We start from the raw sequence: 21,273 nt of genomic DNA, 5'->3' as shown, positions 1-21,273 counted from the left end.
CCGCGGCCCGCCGGTCCGCGAAGGACCGCCGGGCCGCCGGACGGCAGGTGGGAGACCGCGATCAGCGGTAGTTCACGAACTGGATCGCGAAGTCGAGGTCCTTGCCCTTGAGGAGCGCCTGGATGGCCTGCAGGTCGTCACGGCTCTTGGAGCTGACGCGCAGCTCCTCGCCCTGCACCTGGGCCTTGACGCCCTTGGGGCCCTCGTCCCGGATGATCTTGGCGACCTTCTTGGCGTTCTCCTGGGAGATGCCCTCCTCGATCGAGGCGAAGATCTTGTACTCCTTGCCGGACAGCTGCGGCTCGCCGGCGTCGAGCGCCTTCAGCGAGATACCGCGCTTGACCAGCTTGGTCTCGAACACGTCGAGGACGGCCTTGACGCGCTCCTCGGAGTTCGCCTCCATCAGGATCTTCTCGCCGGACCAGGCGATGGTGGCGCCGGTGCCCTTGAAGTCGTAGCGCTGCGAGAGTTCCTTGGCGGCCTGGTTGAGGGCGTTGTCGACCTCCTGCCGCTCGACCTTCGAGACGATGTCGAAACTGGAGTCGGCCATGTGCTGTGGCTCCTTGAAGTCGGCTGTCATTGCCCCGGAGGGCGCGGCCGGACATGCCCGGACCGCTCGGCAAAGCCTAGCCACCGCGCCCGCCCCCGGTGCTGATCAATCCGGTGGCGAAGCACCCCCGAGCATCGGGTATCGTTTACGTCGTTGCCAGGGAGCGCCGCCGAGAGGCGGAAAAATGGCAGCGATCATGGCGGTGTGCCCGAGTGGCCAAAGGGAGCAGACTGTAAATCTGCCGGCTCAGCCTACCCAGGTTCGAACCCTGGCGCCGCCACGCGAGTGAGACCCCCGTTACTGCGGAAACGCAGTGGCGGGGGTTTTCTCGTACGAGCGCCGCCTCGTCCGTATCGTCCGCGTCGCGTGTTCGTTCTCCGGACGTGAACTTCATTTCTGACACGCGCGGGAGGGTCGGCGGCGGCGTGCTGCTCGCCCTCCTCGGAGCCGGGATCCCGGCCCTCGTCGGCGCCGCACTGCACAGCCACGTGGGCCAGCCCTACCAGGAAACCACCCTGTACTTCGGCACCGAGCGCCCCGGCGGCGGGGCTCCCGTCGCGGAGCAGGAGTTCATGGGCTTCCTGGACCGGGAGATCACCCCCGCCTTCCCCGAGGGGCTCACCCTCCTGGACGGGCGCGGCCAGTGGCAGCGGGCCGGCAAGGTCATCCGCGAGACCTCGTACGAGGTGGTGCTGCTCTACCCGGAGAAGGAGGCCGAGGAGCGCAGCGCACGCATCGAGCGGATCCGGCAGGCCTACGAGGACCAGTACCAGCAGGACTCCGTCGGGCGCTCCGACGACAAGGTGACCGCCGAGTTCTGAGCGCCCGTCGACGCGGGGGAGCCCCCGGTGGCCTCAGTTTCCCGCGACGGCCTTGACGGCCACCGCGACGGGGGTCGACCCCTCGACCAGCTCAAGCGTCAGGCCGGCCGTCGCCGAGGTTTCGACCAGCTCCGCCAGCACGGCGGCCACGTCGTCGCGCGGCACCGCCCCGCGGCCCGTCCTCGCCTCCAGCCGCACCTGCCCGCTCCCGGGGTCGTCGGTCAGCGAGCCGGGCCGCAGCACCGTCCACTCCAGGCCCAGCCGGGTCCGTAGGTGGTCGTCCGCCTCGCCCTTCGCCCGCAGGTAGAAGTCGAAGACGTCGTCGCCCCCGTGCTGCGCGTCCGCGCCCATCGAAGAGACCATCAGGAAGCGCCGTACCCCCGCCCGTTCGGCCGCGTCGGCGAACAGCACCGCCGCACCCCGGTCCACGGAGTCCTTGCGCGCCACACCGCTGCCCGGGCCCGCTCCGGCCGCGAACACCGCGACGTGCGCGCCCCGCAGAATGCCCGCCACATGGTCGACCGAAGCCGACTCCAGGTCGCAGAGCACCGGTTCGGCGCCCGCGGCCCGCAGGTCGTCGCCCTGCCCCGGATCGCGGATGATGCCCGCGACCTCGTATCCGCGCGCGGCGAGCAGTTGCTCCAGCCGCAGCGCGATCTGACCGTGTCCACCCGCGATGACGATGCGCATGCCCCGACCGTACGACGAGCCGGGCGCCGCCGCCCGCGAAACCGCCCGCCGCCGGGCCGCCGGACGATCAGGGGCCGGGCTCCGCACGGCCCTGCCGGGGCAGGTCCATGGCCACCGCGACCGCCGAGTCGCAGTACTCCCGTACGGCACTCGTCCGGGCTACCACCCGGCCGCGGTGGATCACGATCCGGCTGTACGCCAGGGACAGCACCCCCGCGATCCGGTCCCCCCGCACGGCCAGCAGCTCCGCCGGGAAGCCGGCCTCCACCCGGACCTCCGGGAGGCCCATCGCCTCCCGGGCGGCGCCGCTGACCGACGCGTAGGCCTCCGGCGCCCGCAGCCCGCCCTGGGAGGCCAGCAGGAAAGCGGCCTCCAGCGGGTCGCCGCGGCCGACCGGGTTGCCGGCGTCCCGCAGCGCCCCGCTGCCGGCCGCGACCCGGACCCCGGCGGCGCGCAGCAGCCGTACGGGCGCCGTGCGCAGGCCGCGGCGCTCCAGGGCCGCGCAGTCGCCCTGGGGCAGGCAGGTGACCCGTACGCCGGCGGCGGCCAGCTGGTCGGCCGCCCGGTGCGCCACGTCCAGCGGGAGCCGTGACAGGCCGCCGCAGGGACCGATCGTCACCCCCGGGCGCAGCCCGCCGGCCATCGCGGCGAGCCGGGCCAGACGGCCGGGATCGTCACCGTCCGTGTGCAGGTCCACCGGGCAGCCGTGCTCGGCGGCGAGTTCCAGGACGGCTTCGAGGAAGCCCGTCGGGTCGGGGTCCAGGTCCGGGCAGCCGCCGATGACGGAGGCGCCCATCTTGACGGCGTCCCGCAGCATGGCGAGTCCGTCGGCGCCGGCCACGCCGGTGAGGAGGCGGGGCACGGCCACGGTGGTCAGGTCGGTGAGCCCGCGCAGCGAGCGGCGGGCCTGGAGCACGGCCTCCATGGGGCCGAGGCCGTGCACGTCGCCGATCCGGACGTGGGAGCGCACGGCCGTGGCGCCGTGCCCCAGCTGGAGGAGTGCGGCCTCGGTGGCCCGGCGCTGCACCTCGTCGGTGCCGTACGTGACGGGCCCCTCGCCGTCGGCGGTCAGGGCGGTGTCCCCGTGGGCGTGCGGCTCGGCGGGGGCGGGCAGCAGCAGGTAGCCGCCGAGGTCCACGCGGGCGAGTGCGGGGGAGGGCAGGCTGCCCGCGGTGCCGACGGCCTGGATCCGGCCGCCGCCGAGCCGGACGTCGACCGTGCGGCCGTCCGTGAGGCGGGCTCCGGAGAGCAGGAGGGTGGTGGACTCGGCGGCGGCCGCGTTCGCGTTGCCGGGCGGGCGCCGGGGCCCTTGGCCGCCGCCCTCACCACGGCCGCCCGGCGGGAAGGGGGACGGCTGCTGCGGCTGGCTGTCGGACATCGCGCTCCTGCGGTGGCTCGGGCGGTTCCTGGGCCGAGTGGCCGCGGCCCGCGGCCCAAGATCACGCAGCGTGCTCAGAGCCTAGGGCGCGGGGCTCCCCGCTTCGGGGAAGAGCGCAATAGTCGTACCGGTGTGTGCCCGCGAGCCGCGGCGCGCGGCCGCGCCCCCGGCCGGCCCCGGGTGCCTCTTCGCCGCGGACGCCGGCTCGCGCGGGCCGCTTCGTACGGAGCGGGGAGCGGGGAGCGGGGAGCGCGGGAGCGGGGAGCGCGGGAGCGGGGGCTCGGGGTGGCGTGCGGGGCCGCCGGGAATGTGAGCCCGGCCACAATCTGCCCCGAAAAGGGCCTCGCGGGCAGCCGGACCTTGATCGGGAAAGCCTTCGCCGCCCCCTCGGAGGCCAGTCGCCGCAAAGGATTTGGGCGATGGGCGGGCAACCGTGTAATGTCTTCATCGCTCGCCCCAATAGCTCAGTCGGTAGAGCGTCTCCATGGTAAGGAGAAGGTCTGCGGTTCGATTCCGCATTGGGGCTCTGGTGAGAGAGGTTCCCCACCCTCGGGTGGGGAGCTGATCACATCAAAGCGGCGTAGCTCAGTCGGTAGAGCAAGCGGCTCATAATCGCTGTGTCACCGGTTCAAGTCCGGTCGCCGCTACCCAAAAGTAGCCGATTGCGGGGTCGGTCTCCCGATCGGCTACTCTTTTATGCGTTCATCCGTCCCATAGTCCGTCAAGGAGCACTCACGTGGCTGCCACCGACGTCCGCCCGAAGATCACGCTGGCCTGCGTGGAGTGCAAGGAGCGGAACTACATCACCAAGAAGAACCGGCGTAACAACCCGGACCGCATGGAGATGAAGAAGCACTGCCCGCGCTGCAACTCGCACACCGCGCACCGCGAGACCCGCTGACCCCAGCGAAGTCTCGAATACAGGCACCGTCATGAGGTCGTCCCCTTTCCCGGGGGGCGGCCTCGTGTCGTTTCCGTGATCGCCGGTCCGTGATCGTTTTCCTCATGTGACCGACTTTTTCCAACAGGAGGTAGGGAGCCATGGCGCTCGACCAGTCCTTCGTGGGGCGGAGCTACCCGCCCACCGATCCGTACGAGGTCGGCCGGGAGAAGATCCGCGAATTCGCGGTGGCGGTGGGGGACGCGAATCCCGTCTACACCGACCCCGAGGCCGCCAAGGCGTTCGGCCACCTGGACGTGATCGCCCCGCCGACTTTTGTGTTCGCGATCACGTTCGCGGCCGCCGGGCAGGTCGTCGAGGACCCCCAGCTGGGTCTGGACTACAGCCGCGTCGTGCACGGCGACCAGAAGTTCGCGTACTCGCGGCCCGTGCGTGCCGGTGACCGGCTGTCGGTGACCTCCACGATCGAGGCCGTGAAGTCGATGGCGGGCAACGACATCATCGACATCCGCGGCGAGGTCCACGACGAGACCGGCGAGCACGTGGTGACGGCGTGGACGAAGCTCGTCTCCCGCGCCCCCGAGGAGGCCTGAGATGACCGCGCAGATCAAGTACGCCGACGTCGAGGTCGGCACCGAGCTGCCGGCGGGCTCCTTCCCGGTGACGCGCGCCTCGCTGGTGCGCTACGCGGGGGCCTCGGGCGACTTCAACCCGATCCACTGGAACGAGAAGTTCGCGCTGGAGGTCGGACTGCCGGACGTGATCGCGCACGGCATGTTCACCATGGCCGAGGCGGTCCGCGTGGTCACCGACTGGGTCGGCGACCCGGGTGCGGTCGTCGAGTACGGGGTCCGCTTCACCAAGCCGGTCGTCGTACCGAACGACGAGACGGGCGCGCTGATCGAGGTCACGGCCAAGGTCGCGGCGAAGCTGGACGACAACCGCGTACGCGTGGACCTGACGGCGATGAGCGCGGGCCAGAAGGTCCTGGGCATGTCCCGGGCCCTGGTGACCCTGGCCTGAGCCGGGCCGGGCATTGGGCCGGGCCGGGCATTGAGCCGGGCGCCGGGCGGGGAGGATCCCGCTCGGCACCCGGCTCAGCGCGTTCCGATGCCGTGGGCGGTTCCCCCGGTGACGGCCCGGAGCTTGTCCGGGTTGGCGACGTTGTGGATCGTGGTGATCCGCCCGTCGGCGTCGAAGTCGAAGGTGACCGTGGAGATCACGCGGTCCGGTGCGCTGAACAGCAGTCCGGGTCCTCCGTTGATCTCGACGAGTTCGGCCCTCATGTCGGCGGGGGCGACGCCCTGGTAGGTGACGCTGCCCATGGCGGCGAACCAGGCGGCCACCGTCTGCGCGCCCAGGACCGGGCGCATGGCCTGGCGGACCTTGCCGCCGCCGTCGGTCCACAGGGTCACGTCCGGGGACAGGACCTCCATCAGCGCGTTGACGTCGCCGCCGGTCGTGGCGGCGAAGAACCGCTCCGTGACCTCCCGCCGGCGCGACCGGTCGGCGGTGAAGCGCGGCCGCCGCGCCCGTACGTGCTCGCGGGCCCGGTGAGCGGCCTGGCGCACCGCCGCCTCGGAGCGTTCCAGCGCCTCCGCGATCTCTGCGTGGCTGAAGTCGAAGACCTCCTTCAGCACGAACACGGCGCGCTCCAGCGGACTGAGCGTCTCCAGTACGACGAGCACGGCCATGGAGACCGATTCGGCGTCCACGACGGTCTCGGCGGTGTCGCCCGTGGTGAGGATGGGCTCGGGGAGCCACGGTCCGACGTAGGTCTCGCGCTGGTGGCGGGCGGACCGCAGCCGGGCCAGCGCCTCGTTCGACACGATCCGCGCCAGGTACGCCTTGGGGTCGGCCACCTGTGAGCGGTCGGTCGCCGACCACTTGATCCAGGTGTCCTGGACCGCGTCCTCCGCGTCGGCCGCCGTGCCCAGGATGCGGTAGGCCACCGTGAACAGCAGGTTCCGGTGCCGGTGGAACACCTGCTGGTCGAGCTCCGTGGACGGGCCGGTCACCGGGGCACCCCGTTCCGGGTGAAGCGGCCGCCGCGCGGCCAGACGGCCCCCGAGGCGGGCATCTTCTTCATGCGGCCGTACGTCGGCCAGGGCGCGGCGCTCACCACCTCTTTGTACCGGGCCGCCGTGCGGCCGGTCAGATGAATGCGCCGCGGACTGTCGTCGGGCCGGGTGAACTGCACCACCGCGTCGTTCCGCCCCAGGCTCACCGGCGTGTGGTAGTAGCCGAAGCGGAACGGCCGGGGCTCCTTGCCCTTCAGCGTGCGGACGATCGACACCGCGGCGTGCACGCCCGTCGGCATGCCGCCCTGACAGGTGCCGTGCATGACGCCGTAGCCCTGCCGGATCGCCGCCGCGTCGCCCACGGCGTACACCTCCGGGTGCGACACCGACCGCAGCGCGGCGTCGGTGAGGACGCGGCCGCGCTCGTCGACGGCCAGTCCGGCGGCGGCCGCCAGCGGCGACACCCGCGTACCGCTGGTCCACAGGACCGCGTCGGCGGGGACGCGCTCGCCCCCGGCCAGCTCGACCGCGCCGGGCAGCACCTTCACCACCTCGACCCCGCCGCGCACGGCCACGCCCAGGCGGCCGAGCGCGGCCCGCAGGTACGCCCCGGCCTTCGGGGTCATCGCGGCGCCGGGTTCCCGCCGCCCCAGCAGGACGACGTTCAGCCCGGGGTGGCGCTCGGCGATCTCCGCGGCGGACTCGACGCCGGTCAGCCCGCTCCCGACGACGACCACCGTCCCGCTGCCGCTGCCGCTGCCGCTGCCGCTGCCGCTGCCGCTGCCGCTGCCGCTGCCGTTGGCGTTGCCGAGCTGCTCCAGCCGGTCGGCCAGGACCGCCGCGTCCTCGGCGCTGTTCAGGGTGTACGCGTGCTCCTCCACGCCCGGCACCGTCGCGAGGTCGGCCACGCTGCCCAGCCCGTAGACCAGCGTGTCGTAGTGCAGGACCCGGTCGTCGTCGATGCGGACCGTCCTCGCGTCCGCGTCCACCGCCGTCACCCAGCCGCGGACGAACCGCGCGCCCGTCCCCTCCAGCAGCTCCGGAACGCTCAGCTCGGCGAGCTGCTGCCCGGTCGCCGTCATGTGGAGCCGCAGCCGCTCGGTGAACCGTTCCTGCGCGTTCACCAGGGTCACTCTCACGTCCTGGCGCCGCCCGACCCGGGCGCCGAGCTGGACGGCCGCGGACATCCCCGCGTACCCCGCCCCCAGGATCAGGACGTGGTGGGTGCCGGTCCCGGCGGCTCCGTCCGCGTCCGCCGGCCGTGTGCTCTTCGGCTGTGCGCTCATCGCTCTCGCCCTTCTCCACTCGCTGTTGACGACCACCAGATGCGAGCGGGCACCCCGTTCGTGACACGGGTCCGATGTGACGCGCGACACGGTGATCCGCGACGTGACGCGATGCGACGTGACGCGATGCGATGTGAGCGATGCGATGCGGCGCGCGTGAGCGAGGGCTTGCCAAGTTAGTGATTGAGTACTAACTTCGTATGCATGGCAAGGATGAGTGCGGACGAGCGGCGCGAGAGCGTCATCCGCGCGGCGATGCACGAGTTCGCCCGCGGTGGTTTTCACGGGACCTCCACCGAGGCGATCGCCAAGCGGGTCGGGGTCTCGCAGCCGTACCTGTTCCGGCTCTTCCCCAACAAGCCGGCCATCTTCCTCGCCGCCGCCGACCGCTGCCTGCGGGAGACCCGCGAGGTGCTCGCCGCGGCCGGTGAGGGGCTGGAGGGCGAGGCGGCCACGCACGCCATGGCGAGCGCGTACGCCCGGCTCATCACCGAGGACCCCGACAAGCTCCAGATGCAGCTCCAGATGTACGTCACCATCGGCGCCGCCGAAGCGGCAGGCGACCACGAGCTCGGCGAACTCGTGCGCAAGGGCTGGATGGAGCTCTGGGACACCGTTCACGTCCCCCTCGGCGCGGACGTGAACGAGACCACGACCTTCATGGCCTACGGAATGCTGATCAACAACCTGGCCGCCATGGGCTTCCCGCCCGGGCACCGGGTCTGGGGGGCCCTGTTTCCCGCCGCCCGCGTCCAGGGCCGGGACGGTCAGCCGGGGGAGTGAGCCCCGGCGGGCCCGGTCCGTCACCCTGTGCGGCGCATTTTCATGGCCGCAAAAGTTAGTCAGTGATAACTAACAACGCACTTCATCACCTTCAGGGGAAAATCGTGAACTCCACGCACGAAGCCGAAGGCGCCAAAGGCGCCCGGGACACCGCGCTCCGCGGCCCCGCCGTCTGGGCGCTCGTCCTCACCTCCGTCGCCGGCTTCATGGCCGCCCTCGACAACCTCGTCGTCACCACCGCCCTCCCCGCCATCCGCACGGATCTCGGCGGCGCGCTGGAGGACCTGGAGTGGACGGTGAACGCGTACACGCTCACCTTCGCCGTGCTCCTCATGTTCGGCGCGGCCCTCGGTGACCGCTTCGGGCGGCGCCGGCTCTTCATGGCCGGCCTCGCGGTGTTCACCGGTGCCTCGGCCGTCGCCGCCCTCTCGCCCGGCATCAACGAGCTCATCGCCGCCCGCGCCGTCCAGGGCGTCGGCGCGGCGGTGATGATGCCGCTCACCCTCACCCTGCTCACCGCCGCCGTCCCGCCCGCCCGCCGCGGCATGGCCCTCGGAATCTTCAGCGCCGTCAGCGGCCTCGCCGTCGCCAGCGGTCCGCTCGTCGGCGGCACCCTCACCGAGCACATCTCCTGGCAGTGGATCTTCTGGCTGAACGTCCCGATCGGGCTGGCCCTGATCCCGCTCGCCCGCCTGAAGCTGGCCGAGTCCACCGCCCCGAACGCCCGGCTCGACATCCCGGGAACCCTCCTCATCAGCGGCGGCCTCTTCGGCATCGTCTACGGCCTCGTCAACGCCAACGCCCACGGCTGGACCAGCGGCCCCGTGCTCACCGGCCTGATTGCCGGAGCCGTGCTCGTCGGCGCTTTCATCGTCCACGGCTTCCGCAACGCCAACCCCATGCTGCCCATGCGCCTCTTCATGAACCGGGGCTTCCTGGGGATCAACATGGCCAGCCTCCTGATGTACCTGGGCATGTTCGGCTCGATCTTCCTGCTCAGCCAGTTCTTCCAGGGCGTCGCCGGCTACTCGCCCACCCAGGCCGGTGTGCGCATGCTCCCCTGGACCGCCATGCCGCTGGTCGTCGCCCCGATCGCGGGCATCCTCTCCGACCGGATCGGCGGCCGCCCCGTCGTCGCCGCCGGGCTCGCGCTGCAGGCCCTCGGCCTCGGCTGGTTCGCGATGATCCTGAGCACCGACGTCTCGTACGCGGCCCAGCTCCCGGCGCTGATCATCAGCGGCATCGGCATGGGCCTGTACTTCGCCCCCGCCTCCAACATCCTGATGTCCACGGTGTCCCCCGCCGACACGGGCAAGGCCTCCGGCGCCAACAACGCGCTGCGCGAGGTCGGCGGCGCCCTCGGCGTCGCGGTCCTGGCCTCGGTCTTCTCCTCCCAGGGCGGCTACGAGTCCCCGCAGGCCTTCACCGACGGGACCGTGCCCGCGCTGTGGATCGGTGCGGCCGGGGTGGCCGTGGCAGCCGCCTTCGCCCTGCTGGTACCGGCCAAGCGCAGCCTCGCGGCCACGGCGCCCGCCGCCGCTGGGAACGCGGCGAAGAACGCCGCCGGCAACCCCGCCGGGAACCCCGTCGGGAACGCCTCCGGCACCGGATACGCGGCCTCCGCCAAGGTCTCCGCGACGGGCTGACCGCCCGCCCCGCCCCTCCCCGCCCGCCCCGCCCCTCCCCGGAACCGCTCGACCGAAGGAGCGCACCCCGTGCCCGACATCCCCTGGCTCACGCCCACCCCGCCCGCCCCCGACGCCGAGGTCCACGTCATGGCCTCCCGCTTCGAGACCAAGACCCTGCTCGGCGCGATCAGGTTCTTCCTCAAGGCGCCCGGCATCATCGGCCAGATCCGCAAGGCCCCCGGCGCCCACGGCGTCGCCCTCCGCGCCCGGATCCCGAGCCGGACCTTCCTCACCCTCTCCGCCTGGGAGGACCCCGGCGCGCTCCACCGCTTCGCCCGCAGCGAGCCGCACCGCTCCAGCTCCCGGGCCGCCGCCGCGTTCATGCGGGAGTCGACCTTCACCTTCTGGACCGTCCCGGCGTCCGCCCTCCCCATCACCTGGGCCGAAGCCGAGCACCGGCTCGCCGAGGAGGCCGCCCGCTCGGGACACGCGGCGTGACACGCGGCGAGACGTACGGTCCGTGGCCCCGCAGGGATGCGAGGGGCACGGACCGTACTCTTGTCCACGTGCAGGAACTCCACGACGCCCCCCTCGCCCCCCTGACCACCTTCCGCCTCGGTGGCCCCGCCACTCGTCTGGTCACCGCGACCACCGACGCCGAGGTGGTCGCAGCCGTCCGCGCCGCGGACGAGAGCGGCACCCCGCTCCTCGTCATCGGCGGCGGCAGCAACCTGGTCATCGGCGACCGCGGCTTCGAGGGCACCGCCCTGCGCATCGCGACCACCGGCTTCCACCTGGACGGGACGCGGCTGGAGCTCGCCGCCGGCGAGAACTGGAGCGACGCCGTCGCCCGCAGCGTCGAGGCGGGCCTGGCCGGCATCGAATGCCTCGCCGGAATCCCCGGCTCCGCCGGTGCCACCCCGATCCAGAACGTCGGGGCGTACGGCCAGGAGGTCTGCGACACGATCACCGAGGTGCTCGCGTACGACCGCATCACCGGCGAGACGGTGACCCTTCCCGCCGCCGAGTGCGCGTTCCGCTACCGCAACAGCACCTTCAAGGACCAGCCCGACCGCTACGTGGTCCTGCGGGTCCGCTTCGCCCTGGAGGACGCGGGCGGCATGTCCGCGCCGATCAAGTACCCCGAGACCGCCCGCGCCCTCGGCGTCGAGGCAGGCGACCGGGTCCCGGCGGCCCGGGCCCGCGAGACCGTACTGCGGCTGCGCGCCGGCAAGGGCATGGTCCTCGACCCCGCCGACCACGACACCTGGTCGGCCGGCTCCTTCTTCCACAACCCGATCCTGAGCGACGAGGCGTACGCCGCCTTCCTCGCCCGCGTCCGGGACCGGCTCGGCGCCGAGACCGCCCCGCCCGCGTACCCCGCCGGCGAAGGCCGTACGAAGACCAGCGCGGCCTGGCTGATCGACAAGGCCGGCTTCACCAAGGGCTACGGCACGGGCCCCGCCCGCATCTCCACCAAGCACACCCTCGCGCTGACCAACCGCGGCCAGGCCACCACCGAGGACCTCCTCACCCTGGCCCGCGAGGTCGTCGCGGGCGTCCACGCGGCCTTCGGCGTCACCCTGGTCAACGAGCCGGTGACGGTCGGCGTCAGCATCTGAGGAGTCCCGGCCGCCATGCTCTGTCCACTGCACGGGGCCGGTACGGACCCCACCCGCCTGGTGGGACGCACGATCAGCAGGATCGTCGCGTCCTGGCACGTCTGCGAGGGCGAACGCTCCGAGGCACCGCTCGACGTCTGGCTGATCGACAGCGAGGGCGAGTCCACCAGGATCAGCACCGGGTCCGACGGGTGCCTCATCGTCGAATGCGCCGCGCCGCACGAGCCGTACGACATGGGGGAGTGGGGCCGCATCGAGGTCGGCGAGGACCTCGGCGACCACCCCTTCCTGCGGCACCTCGGCGACGAGGTGGCGACCGTGGCCGAGTTCGCGGCCCCGCGGACCGGCCGCACGCAGCTGGAGATCGGCTTCCCCGACGGGGACCGGGTCCGGGCCGACTGCTGGGAGGGCGACCTGCGGCTCACGCGGTGAGTCCGGGTCCCGCTGGCCGCCTCAGGTGGCCAGCCAGTGGTCGATCCCGGCCAGCAGCTTGTCCTGCACCTCGCCCGGCGCGGCGCTTGCGCGCACCGACTGGCGGGCCAGCTCGGCGAGCTCCGCGTCCGTGAACGCGTGGTGGCGGCGGGCGATCTCGTACTGCGCCGCCAGCCGGGAGCCGAACAGCAGCGGGTCGTCGGCGCCCAGCGCCATCGGCACCCCGGCCTCGAAGAGCGTGCGCAGCGGGACGTCCTCGGGCCGCTCGTAGACCCCGAGGGCGACGTTCGACGCCGGGCAGACCTCGCAGGTGATCTGCCGGTCCGCGAGCCGCTTCAGCAGCCGCGGGTCCTCGGCGGCCCGTACTCCGTGGCCGATGCGGGAGGCGTGCAGATCGTCCAGGCAGTCGCGTACGGAGGCGGGACCGGTGAGCTCGCCTCCGTGCGGGGCCGCGAGCAGGCCGCCCTCGCGGGCGATGGCGAAGGCCCGGTCGAAATCGCGGGCCATGCCGCGGCGCTCGTCGTTGGAGAGCCCGAAGCCGACGATGCCGCGGTCGGCGTAGCGGACGGCGAGACGGGCCAGGGTGCGGGCGTCGAGCGGGTGCTTCATGCGGTTGGCGGCGATCAGCACCCGCATGCCGAGTCCGGTCTCGCGCGAGGCGGCCTCGACGGCGTCCAGGATGATCTCGACGGCCGGGATCATGCCGCCGAGCAGGGGGGCGTAGGAGGTGGGATCCACCTGGATCTCCAGCCAGCCGCTGCCGTCCCGTACGTCCTCCTCGGCGGCCTCGCGGACCAGCCGGCGGATGTCCTCGGGCTCGCGCAGGCAGGACCGGGCGGCGTCGTACAGCCGCTGGAAGCGGAACCAGCCGCGCTCGTCGGTGGCGCGGAGCCTGGGCGGCTCACCGGCGGTCAGGGCGTCCGGGAGGCGCACGCCGTACTTGTCGGCGAGCTCCAGGAGGGTCGAGGGGCGCATCGACCCGGTGAAGTGCAGGTGGAGGTGGGCTTTCGGCAGAAGCGTGAGATCGCGTACGTGCTCCATCCGGTGATCCTGCCGCACTTGTCACCCGTTCGGCAGCCCGATTCCCTGAACGGGACCTTGCTCGAACGCAAAAACGCCGGTGGGGCGGTACCCGTACGGGTACCGCCCCACCGGCGTTCGCGGAGCCGGACCTCAGGCCTTGGCCTCGGCGAGCAGCTTCTGGATGCGGGACACGCCCTCGACCAGGTCCGCGTCGCCCAGGGCGTACGACAGGCGCAGGTAGCCGGGGGTGCCGAAGGCCTCGCCCGGGACGACCGCGACCTCGGCCTCGTCCAGGATCAGCGCGGCCAGCTCGACGGAGGTCTGCGGGCGCTTGCCGCGGATCTCCTTGCCGAGGAGCTCCTTGACCGACGGGTACGCGTAGAAGGCGCCCTCGGGGGTCGGGCAGAACACGCCGTCGATCTCGTTCAGCATCCGCACGATCAGCTGGCGGCGGCGGTCGAAGGCCGTGCGCATCTCGTGGACGGCGTCCAGGTTGCCGGAGACGGCGGCGAGCGCCGCGACCTGGGCCACGTTGGAGACGTTGGAGGTGGCGTGCGACTGCAGGTTGGTCGCGGCCTTGACCACGTCCTTGGGGCCGATGATCCAGCCCACGCGCCAGCCGGTCATCGCGTACGTCTTGGCCACGCCGTTGACGATGATGCACTTGTCGGCGAGCTCGGGGACGATCGCCGGCAGGGAGACGAACTTGGCCTCGCCGTAGACGAGGTGCTCGTAGATCTCGTCGGTCAGGACCCACAGGCCCTTGTCGGCGGCCCAGCGGCCGATGGCCTCCGCGTCGGCCTCGGAGTACACGGCGCCGGTCGGGTTCGACGGGGAGACGAACAGGACGACCTTGGTGCGCTCGGTGCGGGCGGCTTCGAGCTGCTCGACGGAGACGCGGTAGCCGGTGGTCTCGTCGGCGACGACCTCGACCGGGACACCGCCGGCGAGACGGATCGACTCCGGGTAGGTGGTCCAGTACGGGGCAGGGACGATGACCTCGTCACCCGGGTCCAGGATCGCCGCGAACGCCTCGTAGATCGCCTGCTTGCCGCCGTTGGTCACCAGGACCTGCGACGCGTCCACCTCGTAGCCCGAGTCGCGCAGCGTCTTCGCGGCGATCGCGGTCTTGAGCTCGGGCAGGCCGCCGGCCGGCGTGTAGCGGTGGTACTTGGGGTTGCGGCAGGCCTCGACCGCGGCCTCGACGATGTAGTCGGGGGTCGGGAAGTCGGGCTCGCCGGCGCCGAAGCCGATCACCGGGCGCCCGGCGGCCTTGAGGGCCTTGGCCTTGGCGTCCACGGCGAGGGTGGCGGACTCGGAAATGGCGCCGATACGGGCGGAGACGCGGCGCTCGGCGGAAGGCGTTTCAGAGGTCATGAGGCCAATCGTCCCAGACGCCTCAGAAGCCCGGCACGCTGTTTCAGCGATCGGACGGACCACTCGCGAATGTGCTCGTTCGGATGTCAGGTCCAGGGCTACGTTCGACGTCAGGTCCAGGAACACGTACACTCACCTGTCGTTGGCCCCTGCCGGTCACTCCAGAGCGCGAGCACTCCGTGCACCCGTCTGGATGCGGTAGGTTGGGGGACGCAACAAAGGGTCGTAGCTCAATTGGTAGAGCACTGGTCTCCAAAACCAGCGGTTGGGGGTTCGAGTCCCTCCGGCCCTGCTCCACACTCCTTCTCGGACGTGTGCGCAGGTACGTACTTCGATGCAACGCCGTGCGGCGCAACCGGGCGCGGCTACGGCCACGACCCGGATTCAGGTGAGAGACGTGACGGACGCCCTGGGCTCCATCGACATGCCTGACGCCGAGGACGACACCCGCGAGAAGAAGGCCCGCAAGGGCGGCAAGCGCGGGAAGAAGGGTCCTCTGGGTCGTCTCGCGCTGTTCTACCGCCAGATCATCGCGGAACTCCGCAAGGTCGTCTGGCCGACGCGCAACCAGCTCACGACGTACACCACCGTGGTGATTGTCTTCGTCGTCATCATGATCGGTCTGGTGACCGTGATTGACTATGGGTTCCAGGAAGCCATCAAGTTCGTCTTCGGCTGATCCCCGCGGAGGGCGGCGCCTTGATGGGTGCCGCCCGTTTTCGCATGTTCGACCACCTTTTGTATCCAGGAAGAAGCAGCCACCGTGTCTGACCCGAACCTGAACGCGAGCCACGACTCCGTCGAGTCCGTCGAGGACGAGCTCGACATCGTCGAGGCGGCAGACGCTGTGGACCCGGACGAGGTCGAGCTTGCCGACGCCGAGGCGGGTGTCGCCGCCGAAGAGGCCGCGCTCCACGTCGAGGACGAGGCCGACGAGACCGCGGACGACGCGCAGGCCGGCGAGGACGCCCCCGAGGCCGTCGAGGCCGTCGAGGCCGAGGCCGCGGAGGACGCCGCCGAGGACGCGGACGACGCCGCCGAGACCGAGGACGCGGAGGAGGCCGAGGAGGCCGCCGACGCCGAGCCCGTCGACCCCATCCAGGCCCTGCGCGACGAACTGCGCCTGCTGCCCGGCGAGTGGTACGTGATCCACACCTACGCGGGCTACGAGAAGCGCGTGAAGGCCAACCTGGAGCAGCGCGCCGTCTCGCTGAACGTCGAGGAGTTCATCTACCAGGCCGAGGTGCCCGAGGAAGAGATCGTCCAGATCAAGAACGGCGAGCGCAAGAACGTCCGGCAGAACAAGCTGCCCGGTTACGTTCTCGTCCGCATGGATCTGACGAACGAGTCCTGGGGCGTCGTCCGCAACACCCCCGGTGTCACCGGCTTCGTCGGCAACGCGTACGACCCGTACCCGCTGACGCTGGACGAGATCGTCAAGATGCTCGCCCCGGAGGCGCAGGAGAAGGCCGCCAAGCAGGCCGCCGAGGACGCCGGTCTGCCGGCCCCCGCGGTCAAGCGCACCATCGAGGTCCTGGACTTCGAGGTCGGCGACTCGGTCACCGTCACCGACGGTCCGTTCGCGACGCTGCAGGCGACCATCAACGAGATCAACCCGGACTCGAAGAAGGTCAAGGGCCTCGTCGAGATCTTCGGTCGCGAGACCCCGGTCGAGCTCAGCTTCGACCAGATCCAGAAGAACTGACGATCTTCTGAGCCAACGCTTCCGGACAGGTCAGATCGCCCCGTGAAGGGCGGTCTGACCTGCTCGGTTTTTAGCCCCGCTCCGATACCCGTTATCGTGGTGCGGTATGCCTCCATCCGGATGACCGGATTGGCGGCGAAAAACTCTCACTAGGACCCGGAGAGAGCAATGCCTCCCAAGAAGAAGAAGGTCACGGGGCTTATCAAGCTCCAGATCAAGGCCGGTGCGGCCAACCCGGCTCCGCCGGTCGGCCCCGCGCTCGGTCAGCACGGCGTCAACATCATGGAGTTCTGCAAGGCCTACAACGCCGCGACCGAGTCGCAGCGTGGCATGGTCGTGCCGGTGGAGATCACGGTCTACGAAGACCGCACCTTCACCTTCATCACCAAGACTCCGCCGGCCGCGCGCCTGATCCTCAAGGCCGCGGGCATCGAGAAGGGCTCCGGCGAGCCCCACAAGACCAAGGTCGCCAAGCTCACCGGCGCCCAGGTCCGCGAGATCGCCGAGCTGAAGATGCCCGACCTCAACGCCAACGACGTCGACGCCGCGATGAAGATCATCGCCGGCACCGCGCGCTCGATGGGCGTCACGGTCGAAGGCTGATCCAGCCACCCCCCAGCACCACCAGTGGTAGGACCAAGCGCTGGTCCGCACCACGACTCCATGCCTGAAGCCGAAATACAGGAGCAGAAGTGAAGCGCAGCAAGACTCTCCGCGCTGCGGACGCCAAGGTCGACCGGGAGAAGCTGTACGCCCCGCTCGAGGCCGTCCGTCTCGCCAAGGAGACCTCCACGACCAAGTTCGACGCCACCGTCGAGGTCGCCTTCCGCCTGGGTGTCGACCCGCGCAAGGCCGACCAGATGGTCCGTGGCACCGTGAACCTCCCGCACGGCACCGGTAAGACCGCCCGGGTCCTGGTCTTCGCGACCGGTGACCGTGCTGCGGCCGCGGAAGCCGCCGGCGCCGACATCGTCGGCGACGACGAGCTGATCAACGAGATCGCCAAGGGCAACCGCCTGAACGAGTTCGACGCGGTTGTCGCCACTCCGGACCTCATGGGCAAGGTCGGCCGCCTCGGCCGCGTGCTCGGTCCGCGTGGCCTGATGCCGAACCCGAAGACCGGCACCGTCACCATGGACGTCGCCAAGGCTGTCACCGAGATCAAGGGTGGCAAGATCGAGTTCCGTGTCGACAAGCACTCGAACCTGCACTTCATCATCGGCAAGGTCTCCTTCACCGATGAGCAGCTGGTCGAGAACTACGGTGCGGCCCTGGACGAGATCCTTCGTCTGAAGCCGTCCGCCGCGAAGGGCCGCTACGTCAAGAAGGCCGCCCTGAGCACCACGATGGGCCCCGGCATCCAGCTGGACTCGAACCGCACCCGGAACCTCCTCGTCGAGGAAGACCCGGCCGCTGTCTGAGCTCCGCTGAGCCCCCGGCTCACCTGAGTGGCTGAAACGGGCCCCTCGCCCCCTTCACAGGGCGGCGGGGGGCCCGTTTTCCGTGTTCCGGACCACATGTCCCGAACCGGGCGGTAACCGGCGCGCGAGGACGGGGCGGGGGAACGTAGGGTCGGCGTCGAAGCGAACGATCACACAGGGGTGGGGATCTCTATGTCTGCATACCGCGCTGCGCACCGGAGGAAGGCCGCCGGCGCGACGCTGGCCGCCGTACTGCTCGTGGGCGGGGCCACCGCGTGCGACGACGGCAAGAAGGACGACTCGGGCAAGGCCGCGTCCGCGCCCTCCGCGCGGCCCTCCGCTCCCGCGGCGGGCGGTTCGGCCACCGAGGCCCTCACCGCGGCGTACCAAAAGACCTCGGCCGCCAAGTCGGCCAAGGTCCGCATGACCATGAAGATGTCCGGCGGACTCGGCGGCGAGAGCGTCGAGATGACGGGCGTGCAGGGGTGGGACCCGCAGGTCATGGACATCACCGTGAAGGGCGGCCTCGGCGCCTCCGGCATCGACTCCATGCGCACGATCATGTCGAACGACGTCATGTACATGGAGGTGCCGGCCGGCTCGCCGCTGTCCTCGGCGGCCATGGAGGGCAAGCGCTGGATGAAGATCGACGTGAAGGCCGCCGCGGAGGCCGCCGGGGACGCCGCGGCGCTGAAGCAGCTCGGCGGCATGGGCGGCATGGGCAGCCTGGGCGGGGCGGAGCAGAACCAGGACCCCGCCAAGCAGCTCGGCCTGCTGCTGGCCTCCCCGAACGTGAAGCTCGTCGGCTCCGAGAACGTCGACGGCGCCGACACGCGGCACTACAAGGGCACCCTGAGCCTGGAGGAGATGCTCGCCGCGAACGGGGGCTCCACGGCGCTGCCCGAGGCCGACCGCGGGAAGCTCGCCGAAGCCATGAAGAAGGCCGGCATCAAGGGCTACGACATGGACGTCTGGGTGAACGCGGACGGCTACCCGGCCCGTATGAAGGCCGCCATCGGCACGCCCGAAGGAAACCTCGACCTGGACGCCCACTACTCCGACTACGCCACGACGGCGAACGTCCACACCCCGCCCGAGAACGAGACGCTCGACGTCTTCGCGAAGCTCAAGGAGCTGGGCGCCACCGGCGCCGGGGCCGGGGCCTGAGACCGACCGGCCGCGAGGCCGTACGCACCACCGGCACAACCAGCACAACCAGCACAACCAGCACAACCATGGGGGAGAACCGATGAACACGGCTGTACTGACCCGGGCCGCGGCCGCCGCGGCGGGGGCCGCGCTGCTCGTGGGCGGCCTGACCGCCTGCGGGACCGACAAGGCCGAGGGGAAGACCGACGGCAAGGCCGGGGCCGAGACCAAGGCCCAGACGCCGGCGGACGCGCTGAAGGCGTCCTACACGAAGACGGCGGCCGCCAAGTTCGCCAAGTACGAGATGACCGTCACCTCGGGCAGCGGCAAGGCCGATCAGCTCTCGGGCACGAAGGGCTGGTATCCGTCGGCCACCGGCATCGACGCCAAGGGCGACGGCGCCGACCAGGTCATGATCGGCGACGTGATCTACACCCACTCGGACAAGCCCCTGGAGGGCAAGTCCTGGATGAAGATGAACCTGAACAAGGACGGCAAGTCCCGCGCCCGGTTCAACGACGACCCGGCCGACTACCTGGCCGTGCTCCTCGGCCAGCAGAAGGTGGCGCTGGTCGGCACCGAGCAGATCGACGGCGGGGAGGCCAAGCACTTCAAGGCCTCCCTCACCAACGCCGACCTGCTCGCCGCGGACGAGTCCACCCAGGTGATGGAAGCGGCGAACCGGCAGTACCTCCACGAGGCGCTGAAGGAGTACACGAGCCTGGACGTGGACCTGTGGATCGGCAAGGACGGCCACCCCGTCCGCGTCGACTCGGCGCAGGGCACCAAGGACGGCACCACGAAGGTCTCGGCGAAGTTCTCGGGCTTCGGCACGACCGCTCCGGTCACGGCGCCGCCCGCGGACCAGGTGGCCGACTTCGACGAGGTGATGAAGGGCGTCGACGACAAGCTCAAGGGCGTCGACGAAACGCTGAAGGGGGCCGACCAGACCCTGAAGGACGCGGGGCTGGGCGGTCTCGGCGGCTCCTGATTCCGGGGGAGCGCCCGGGGGTCCCGGGCGCTCCCGAGGCGATTTGCCTCGGGTCGGACGGTTCACGTACTCTTCCGGAGAAGCCAAAGACCGCTGGTCGTTGTCGTGCCCGTCAGGGTACGGCGGCCGAAGGATCCGCCAATTGCGGACGTCCTGCGCAGGTGACCTTGGATTGTTCCCGGAATTTCATTCCGGTTGAGCTACGCCCTGGCGCCTGCGCCGGGGCGTTTCGTATGTCAGCCCCTTCTGAGCGGTCCTCATCACCCGGAAGGAGGCGAACGCATATGCCGACGCCCAACAAGGCTGCATCGGTAGCCGAGCTCAAGGACGCGTTCCAGAGCTCGAACGCCGCCGTGCTGACCGAGTACCGGGGTCTCACCGTCGCGCAGCTCAAGACGCTGCGTCGTTCTCTCGGTGAGAACGCCCAGTACGCCGTGGTGAAGAACACGCTGACCAAGATTGCGGCCAACCAGGCCGGGATCACCGCGCTGGACGAGCACTTCGCTGGTCCGACCGCGGTCGCCTTCATCACCGGTGACCCGGTGGAGTCGGCGAAGAGCCTGCGTGACTTCGCCAAGGAGAACCCGAACCTCATCATCAAGGCGGGTGTCCTTGATGGTAAGGCGCTCACCGCCGATGAGATCAAGAAGCTTGCGGACCTCGAGTCCCGCGAGGTTCTGCTCAGCAAGCTGGCCGGCGCGTTCAAGGGCAAGCAGTCTCAGGCTGCCTCGCTCTTCCAGGCGCTGCCGTCGAAGTTCGTCCGCACTGCGGAAGCGCTTCGCGTCAAGCTCGCCGAGCAGGGCGGTGCCGAGTAATTCGGCTCGCGCACTGATCCACGCCGCCTAGTGCGTGGGTCGTAGCGGGCCGTTACGCCCGCCTCTATAGACATATCGGCACCTGCCGAATTAGTGGAAGGATCGCCCATCATGGCGAAGCTCTCTCAGGACGACCTCCTCGCCCAGTTCGAGGAGATGACCCTCATCGAGCTCTCCGAGTTCGTGAAGGCCTTCGAGGAGAAGTTCGACGTCACCGCCGCCGCGGCCGTCGCCGTTGCCGGTCCGGCCGGTGTCGGCCCCGCCGCCGAGGCCGAGGAGGAGAAGGACGAGTTCGACGTCATCCTCACCGGTGCCGGCGACAAGAAGATCCAGGTCATCAAGGTCGTGCGCGAGCTGACCTCCCTGGGTCTGAAGGAGGCCAAGGACCTCGTCGACGGTGCGCCGAAGCCCGTCCTCGAGAAGGTCGCCAAGGACGCCGCCGAGAAGGCCGCCGAGGCCCTCAAGGGCGCCGGTGCGGCCGTCGAGGTCAAGTAACACCTCTGAGGCCCTCCTGAGGCCTCAACCAAGGGCGATCACCCGTAAGGGTGGTCGCCCTTTGGCGTACCCGCAGTGCCTGACTTGCCCTGGTCTCGTTGGGGAGTAGGGTGATCATCGTTGCCCCGCGGCCGGGTCCTGAGCTGATCCGCACGGAGCAGGGGGCCTTGACGAACGGGACGCGG

24 protein-coding genes and 4 tRNA genes are annotated in these 21,273 nt (G+C 70.7%); 21 read left to right on the top strand and 7 right to left on the bottom strand.

All coding sequences use genetic code 11. From position 1 onward, the window contains the following. Positions 1 to 61 precede the first annotated feature (61 nt). Positions 62 to 550 (bottom strand): YajQ family cyclic di-GMP-binding protein, encoded by a 489-nt coding sequence (locus ACFYXV_RS05150; RefSeq protein WP_030163016.1) that lies wholly within the window; start codon positions 548 to 550, stop codon positions 62 to 64. Between the two features lie 198 nt (positions 551 to 748). Here ACFYXV_RS05150 and ACFYXV_RS05145 point away from each other — a divergent pair. Next, positions 749 to 830: transfer RNA gene (locus ACFYXV_RS05145), tRNA-Tyr, on the top strand. A 103-nt stretch (positions 831 to 933) separates the two neighbouring features. Continuing rightward, complete coding sequence (locus ACFYXV_RS05140) at positions 934 to 1,371, top strand: DUF3574 domain-containing protein (RefSeq protein ID WP_383499528.1); 438 nt, start codon at positions 934 to 936, stop codon at positions 1,369 to 1,371. Between the two features lie 33 nt (positions 1,372 to 1,404). Here the strand turns inward: ACFYXV_RS05140 and ACFYXV_RS05135 are convergent, their stop codons facing one another. After that, positions 1,405 to 2,061: an SDR family oxidoreductase gene (locus ACFYXV_RS05135; RefSeq protein WP_389382021.1), complete on the bottom strand. Its 657-nt coding sequence runs from the start codon at positions 2,059 to 2,061 to the stop codon at positions 1,405 to 1,407. A 67-nt stretch (positions 2,062 to 2,128) separates the two neighbouring features. Beyond that, positions 2,129 to 3,439, bottom strand: a complete 1,311-nt coding sequence (locus ACFYXV_RS05130; RefSeq protein ID WP_385472604.1) for an amidohydrolase family protein — start codon at positions 3,437 to 3,439, stop codon at positions 2,129 to 2,131. 453 nt (positions 3,440 to 3,892) lie between these two features. Between ACFYXV_RS05130 and ACFYXV_RS05125 the strand changes: the two genes are divergently transcribed. From ACFYXV_RS05125 to ACFYXV_RS05105, 5 genes are all read left to right on the top strand, one after another. Then, positions 3,893 to 3,965, top strand: a tRNA-Thr gene (locus tag ACFYXV_RS05125). Between the two features lie 48 nt (positions 3,966 to 4,013). Continuing rightward, positions 4,014 to 4,086, top strand: a tRNA-Met gene (locus ACFYXV_RS05120). Positions 4,087 to 4,175: 89 nt separating this feature from the next. Then, positions 4,176 to 4,340, top strand: coding sequence for a 50S ribosomal protein L33 (gene rpmG, locus ACFYXV_RS05115; protein ID WP_007265873.1), 165 nt, complete (start codon positions 4,176 to 4,178; stop codon positions 4,338 to 4,340). Positions 4,341 to 4,480: 140 nt separating this feature from the next. Further along, a complete protein-coding gene (locus ACFYXV_RS05110) occupies positions 4,481 to 4,933 on the top strand; it encodes a MaoC family dehydratase N-terminal domain-containing protein (RefSeq protein WP_266626489.1) in 453 nt (150 codons plus the stop codon). Position 4,934: 1 nt separating this feature from the next. Then, a complete protein-coding gene (locus ACFYXV_RS05105; RefSeq protein ID WP_385472600.1) occupies positions 4,935 to 5,363 on the top strand; it encodes a MaoC family dehydratase in 429 nt (142 codons plus the stop codon). 74 nt (positions 5,364 to 5,437) lie between these two features. Here the strand turns inward: ACFYXV_RS05105 and ACFYXV_RS05100 are convergent, their stop codons facing one another. Continuing rightward, positions 5,438 to 6,358 (bottom strand): RNA polymerase sigma-70 factor, encoded by a 921-nt coding sequence (locus ACFYXV_RS05100; RefSeq protein WP_389382020.1) that lies wholly within the window; start codon positions 6,356 to 6,358, stop codon positions 5,438 to 5,440. Then, a complete protein-coding gene (locus ACFYXV_RS05095; RefSeq protein ID WP_389382019.1) occupies positions 6,355 to 7,647 on the bottom strand; it encodes an NAD(P)/FAD-dependent oxidoreductase in 1,293 nt (430 codons plus the stop codon). Before ACFYXV_RS05095 ends, ACFYXV_RS05100 begins: the two co-directional genes overlap by 4 nt. A 204-nt stretch (positions 7,648 to 7,851) precedes the next feature. On the opposite strand from ACFYXV_RS05095, the gene ACFYXV_RS05090 reads away from it, so the two are divergent. From ACFYXV_RS05090 to ACFYXV_RS05070, 5 genes are all read left to right on the top strand, one after another. Then, positions 7,852 to 8,430 (top strand): TetR/AcrR family transcriptional regulator, encoded by a 579-nt coding sequence (locus tag ACFYXV_RS05090; protein ID WP_383340401.1) that lies wholly within the window; start codon positions 7,852 to 7,854, stop codon positions 8,428 to 8,430. Between the two features lie 206 nt (positions 8,431 to 8,636). Further along, a complete protein-coding gene (locus tag ACFYXV_RS05085) occupies positions 8,637 to 10,076 on the top strand; it encodes a DHA2 family efflux MFS transporter permease subunit (RefSeq protein WP_389382120.1) in 1,440 nt (479 codons plus the stop codon). A 69-nt stretch (positions 10,077 to 10,145) separates the two neighbouring features. Beyond that, entirely contained in the window at positions 10,146 to 10,556 is a 411-nt protein-coding gene (locus ACFYXV_RS05080) for a DUF3291 domain-containing protein (RefSeq protein WP_389382018.1), read from the top strand. Next, positions 10,553 to 11,680 (top strand): UDP-N-acetylmuramate dehydrogenase, encoded by a 1,128-nt coding sequence (locus tag ACFYXV_RS05075; RefSeq protein WP_389382017.1) that lies wholly within the window; start codon positions 10,553 to 10,555, stop codon positions 11,678 to 11,680. Before ACFYXV_RS05080 ends, ACFYXV_RS05075 begins: the two co-directional genes overlap by 4 nt. Positions 11,681 to 11,695: 15 nt before the next feature. After that, complete coding sequence (locus ACFYXV_RS05070) at positions 11,696 to 12,112, top strand: hypothetical protein (protein ID WP_385472584.1); 417 nt, start codon at positions 11,696 to 11,698, stop codon at positions 12,110 to 12,112. 21 nt (positions 12,113 to 12,133) lie between these two features. Here the strand turns inward: ACFYXV_RS05070 and ACFYXV_RS05065 are convergent, their stop codons facing one another. Together ACFYXV_RS05065 and ACFYXV_RS05060 are read right to left on the bottom strand one after the other, a co-directional pair. Further along, positions 12,134 to 13,153, bottom strand: a complete 1,020-nt coding sequence (locus ACFYXV_RS05065) for an adenosine deaminase (RefSeq protein WP_385472581.1) — start codon at positions 13,151 to 13,153, stop codon at positions 12,134 to 12,136. Between the two features lie 132 nt (positions 13,154 to 13,285). Next, positions 13,286 to 14,512 (bottom strand): pyridoxal phosphate-dependent aminotransferase, encoded by a 1,227-nt coding sequence (locus ACFYXV_RS05060; RefSeq protein WP_053687955.1) that lies wholly within the window; start codon positions 14,510 to 14,512, stop codon positions 13,286 to 13,288. A gap of 219 nt (positions 14,513 to 14,731) precedes the next feature. On the opposite strand from ACFYXV_RS05060, the gene ACFYXV_RS05055 reads away from it, so the two are divergent. The 9 genes from ACFYXV_RS05055 (at position 14,732) to rplL (ending at position 21,088) form a co-directional block, all read left to right on the top strand. Then, positions 14,732 to 14,804, top strand: a tRNA-Trp gene (locus ACFYXV_RS05055). 105 nt (positions 14,805 to 14,909) lie between these two features. Beyond that, the gene (gene secE, locus ACFYXV_RS05050) at positions 14,910 to 15,191 is read left to right on the top strand and encodes a preprotein translocase subunit SecE (protein WP_030154653.1); all 282 of its coding nucleotides are present in this window, start codon (positions 14,910 to 14,912) and stop codon (positions 15,189 to 15,191) included. Positions 15,192 to 15,275: 84 nt separating this feature from the next. Then, positions 15,276 to 16,217, top strand: coding sequence for a transcription termination/antitermination protein NusG (gene nusG, locus ACFYXV_RS05045; protein ID WP_389382016.1), 942 nt, complete (start codon positions 15,276 to 15,278; stop codon positions 16,215 to 16,217). A 168-nt stretch (positions 16,218 to 16,385) separates the two neighbouring features. Next, positions 16,386 to 16,820: a 50S ribosomal protein L11 gene (rplK, locus tag ACFYXV_RS05040; protein WP_030154660.1), complete on the top strand. Its 435-nt coding sequence runs from the start codon at positions 16,386 to 16,388 to the stop codon at positions 16,818 to 16,820. 89 nt (positions 16,821 to 16,909) lie between these two features. Continuing rightward, complete coding sequence (rplA, locus tag ACFYXV_RS05035) at positions 16,910 to 17,638, top strand: 50S ribosomal protein L1 (RefSeq protein ID WP_030154662.1); 729 nt, start codon at positions 16,910 to 16,912, stop codon at positions 17,636 to 17,638. 192 nt (positions 17,639 to 17,830) lie between these two features. Then, positions 17,831 to 18,805 (top strand): hypothetical protein, encoded by a 975-nt coding sequence (locus ACFYXV_RS05030; RefSeq protein ID WP_389382015.1) that lies wholly within the window; start codon positions 17,831 to 17,833, stop codon positions 18,803 to 18,805. Positions 18,806 to 18,887: 82 nt separating this feature from the next. Further along, positions 18,888 to 19,778: a hypothetical protein gene (locus tag ACFYXV_RS05025; RefSeq protein ID WP_389382014.1), complete on the top strand. Its 891-nt coding sequence runs from the start codon at positions 18,888 to 18,890 to the stop codon at positions 19,776 to 19,778. A 284-nt stretch (positions 19,779 to 20,062) separates the two neighbouring features. Continuing rightward, positions 20,063 to 20,593 carry a 50S ribosomal protein L10 gene (rplJ, locus tag ACFYXV_RS05020; RefSeq protein WP_099889951.1) on the top strand — a complete coding sequence of 177 codons (531 nt, stop codon included), beginning with the start codon at positions 20,063 to 20,065 and terminating at the stop codon, positions 20,591 to 20,593. A 111-nt stretch (positions 20,594 to 20,704) separates the two neighbouring features. Then, positions 20,705 to 21,088: a 50S ribosomal protein L7/L12 gene (gene rplL, locus ACFYXV_RS05015; protein WP_099889950.1), complete on the top strand. Its 384-nt coding sequence runs from the start codon at positions 20,705 to 20,707 to the stop codon at positions 21,086 to 21,088. Positions 21,089 to 21,273 lie beyond the last annotated feature (185 nt).

It is taken from the genome of Streptomyces sp. NPDC002181 (genome assembly GCF_042890485.1).
In the GTDB taxonomy this organism is placed as follows: domain Bacteria; phylum Actinomycetota; class Actinomycetes; order Streptomycetales; family Streptomycetaceae; genus Streptomyces.
Note: the sequence above shows the minus strand (reverse complement) of the source record. Positions and strands in the feature narration are given on the sequence as shown.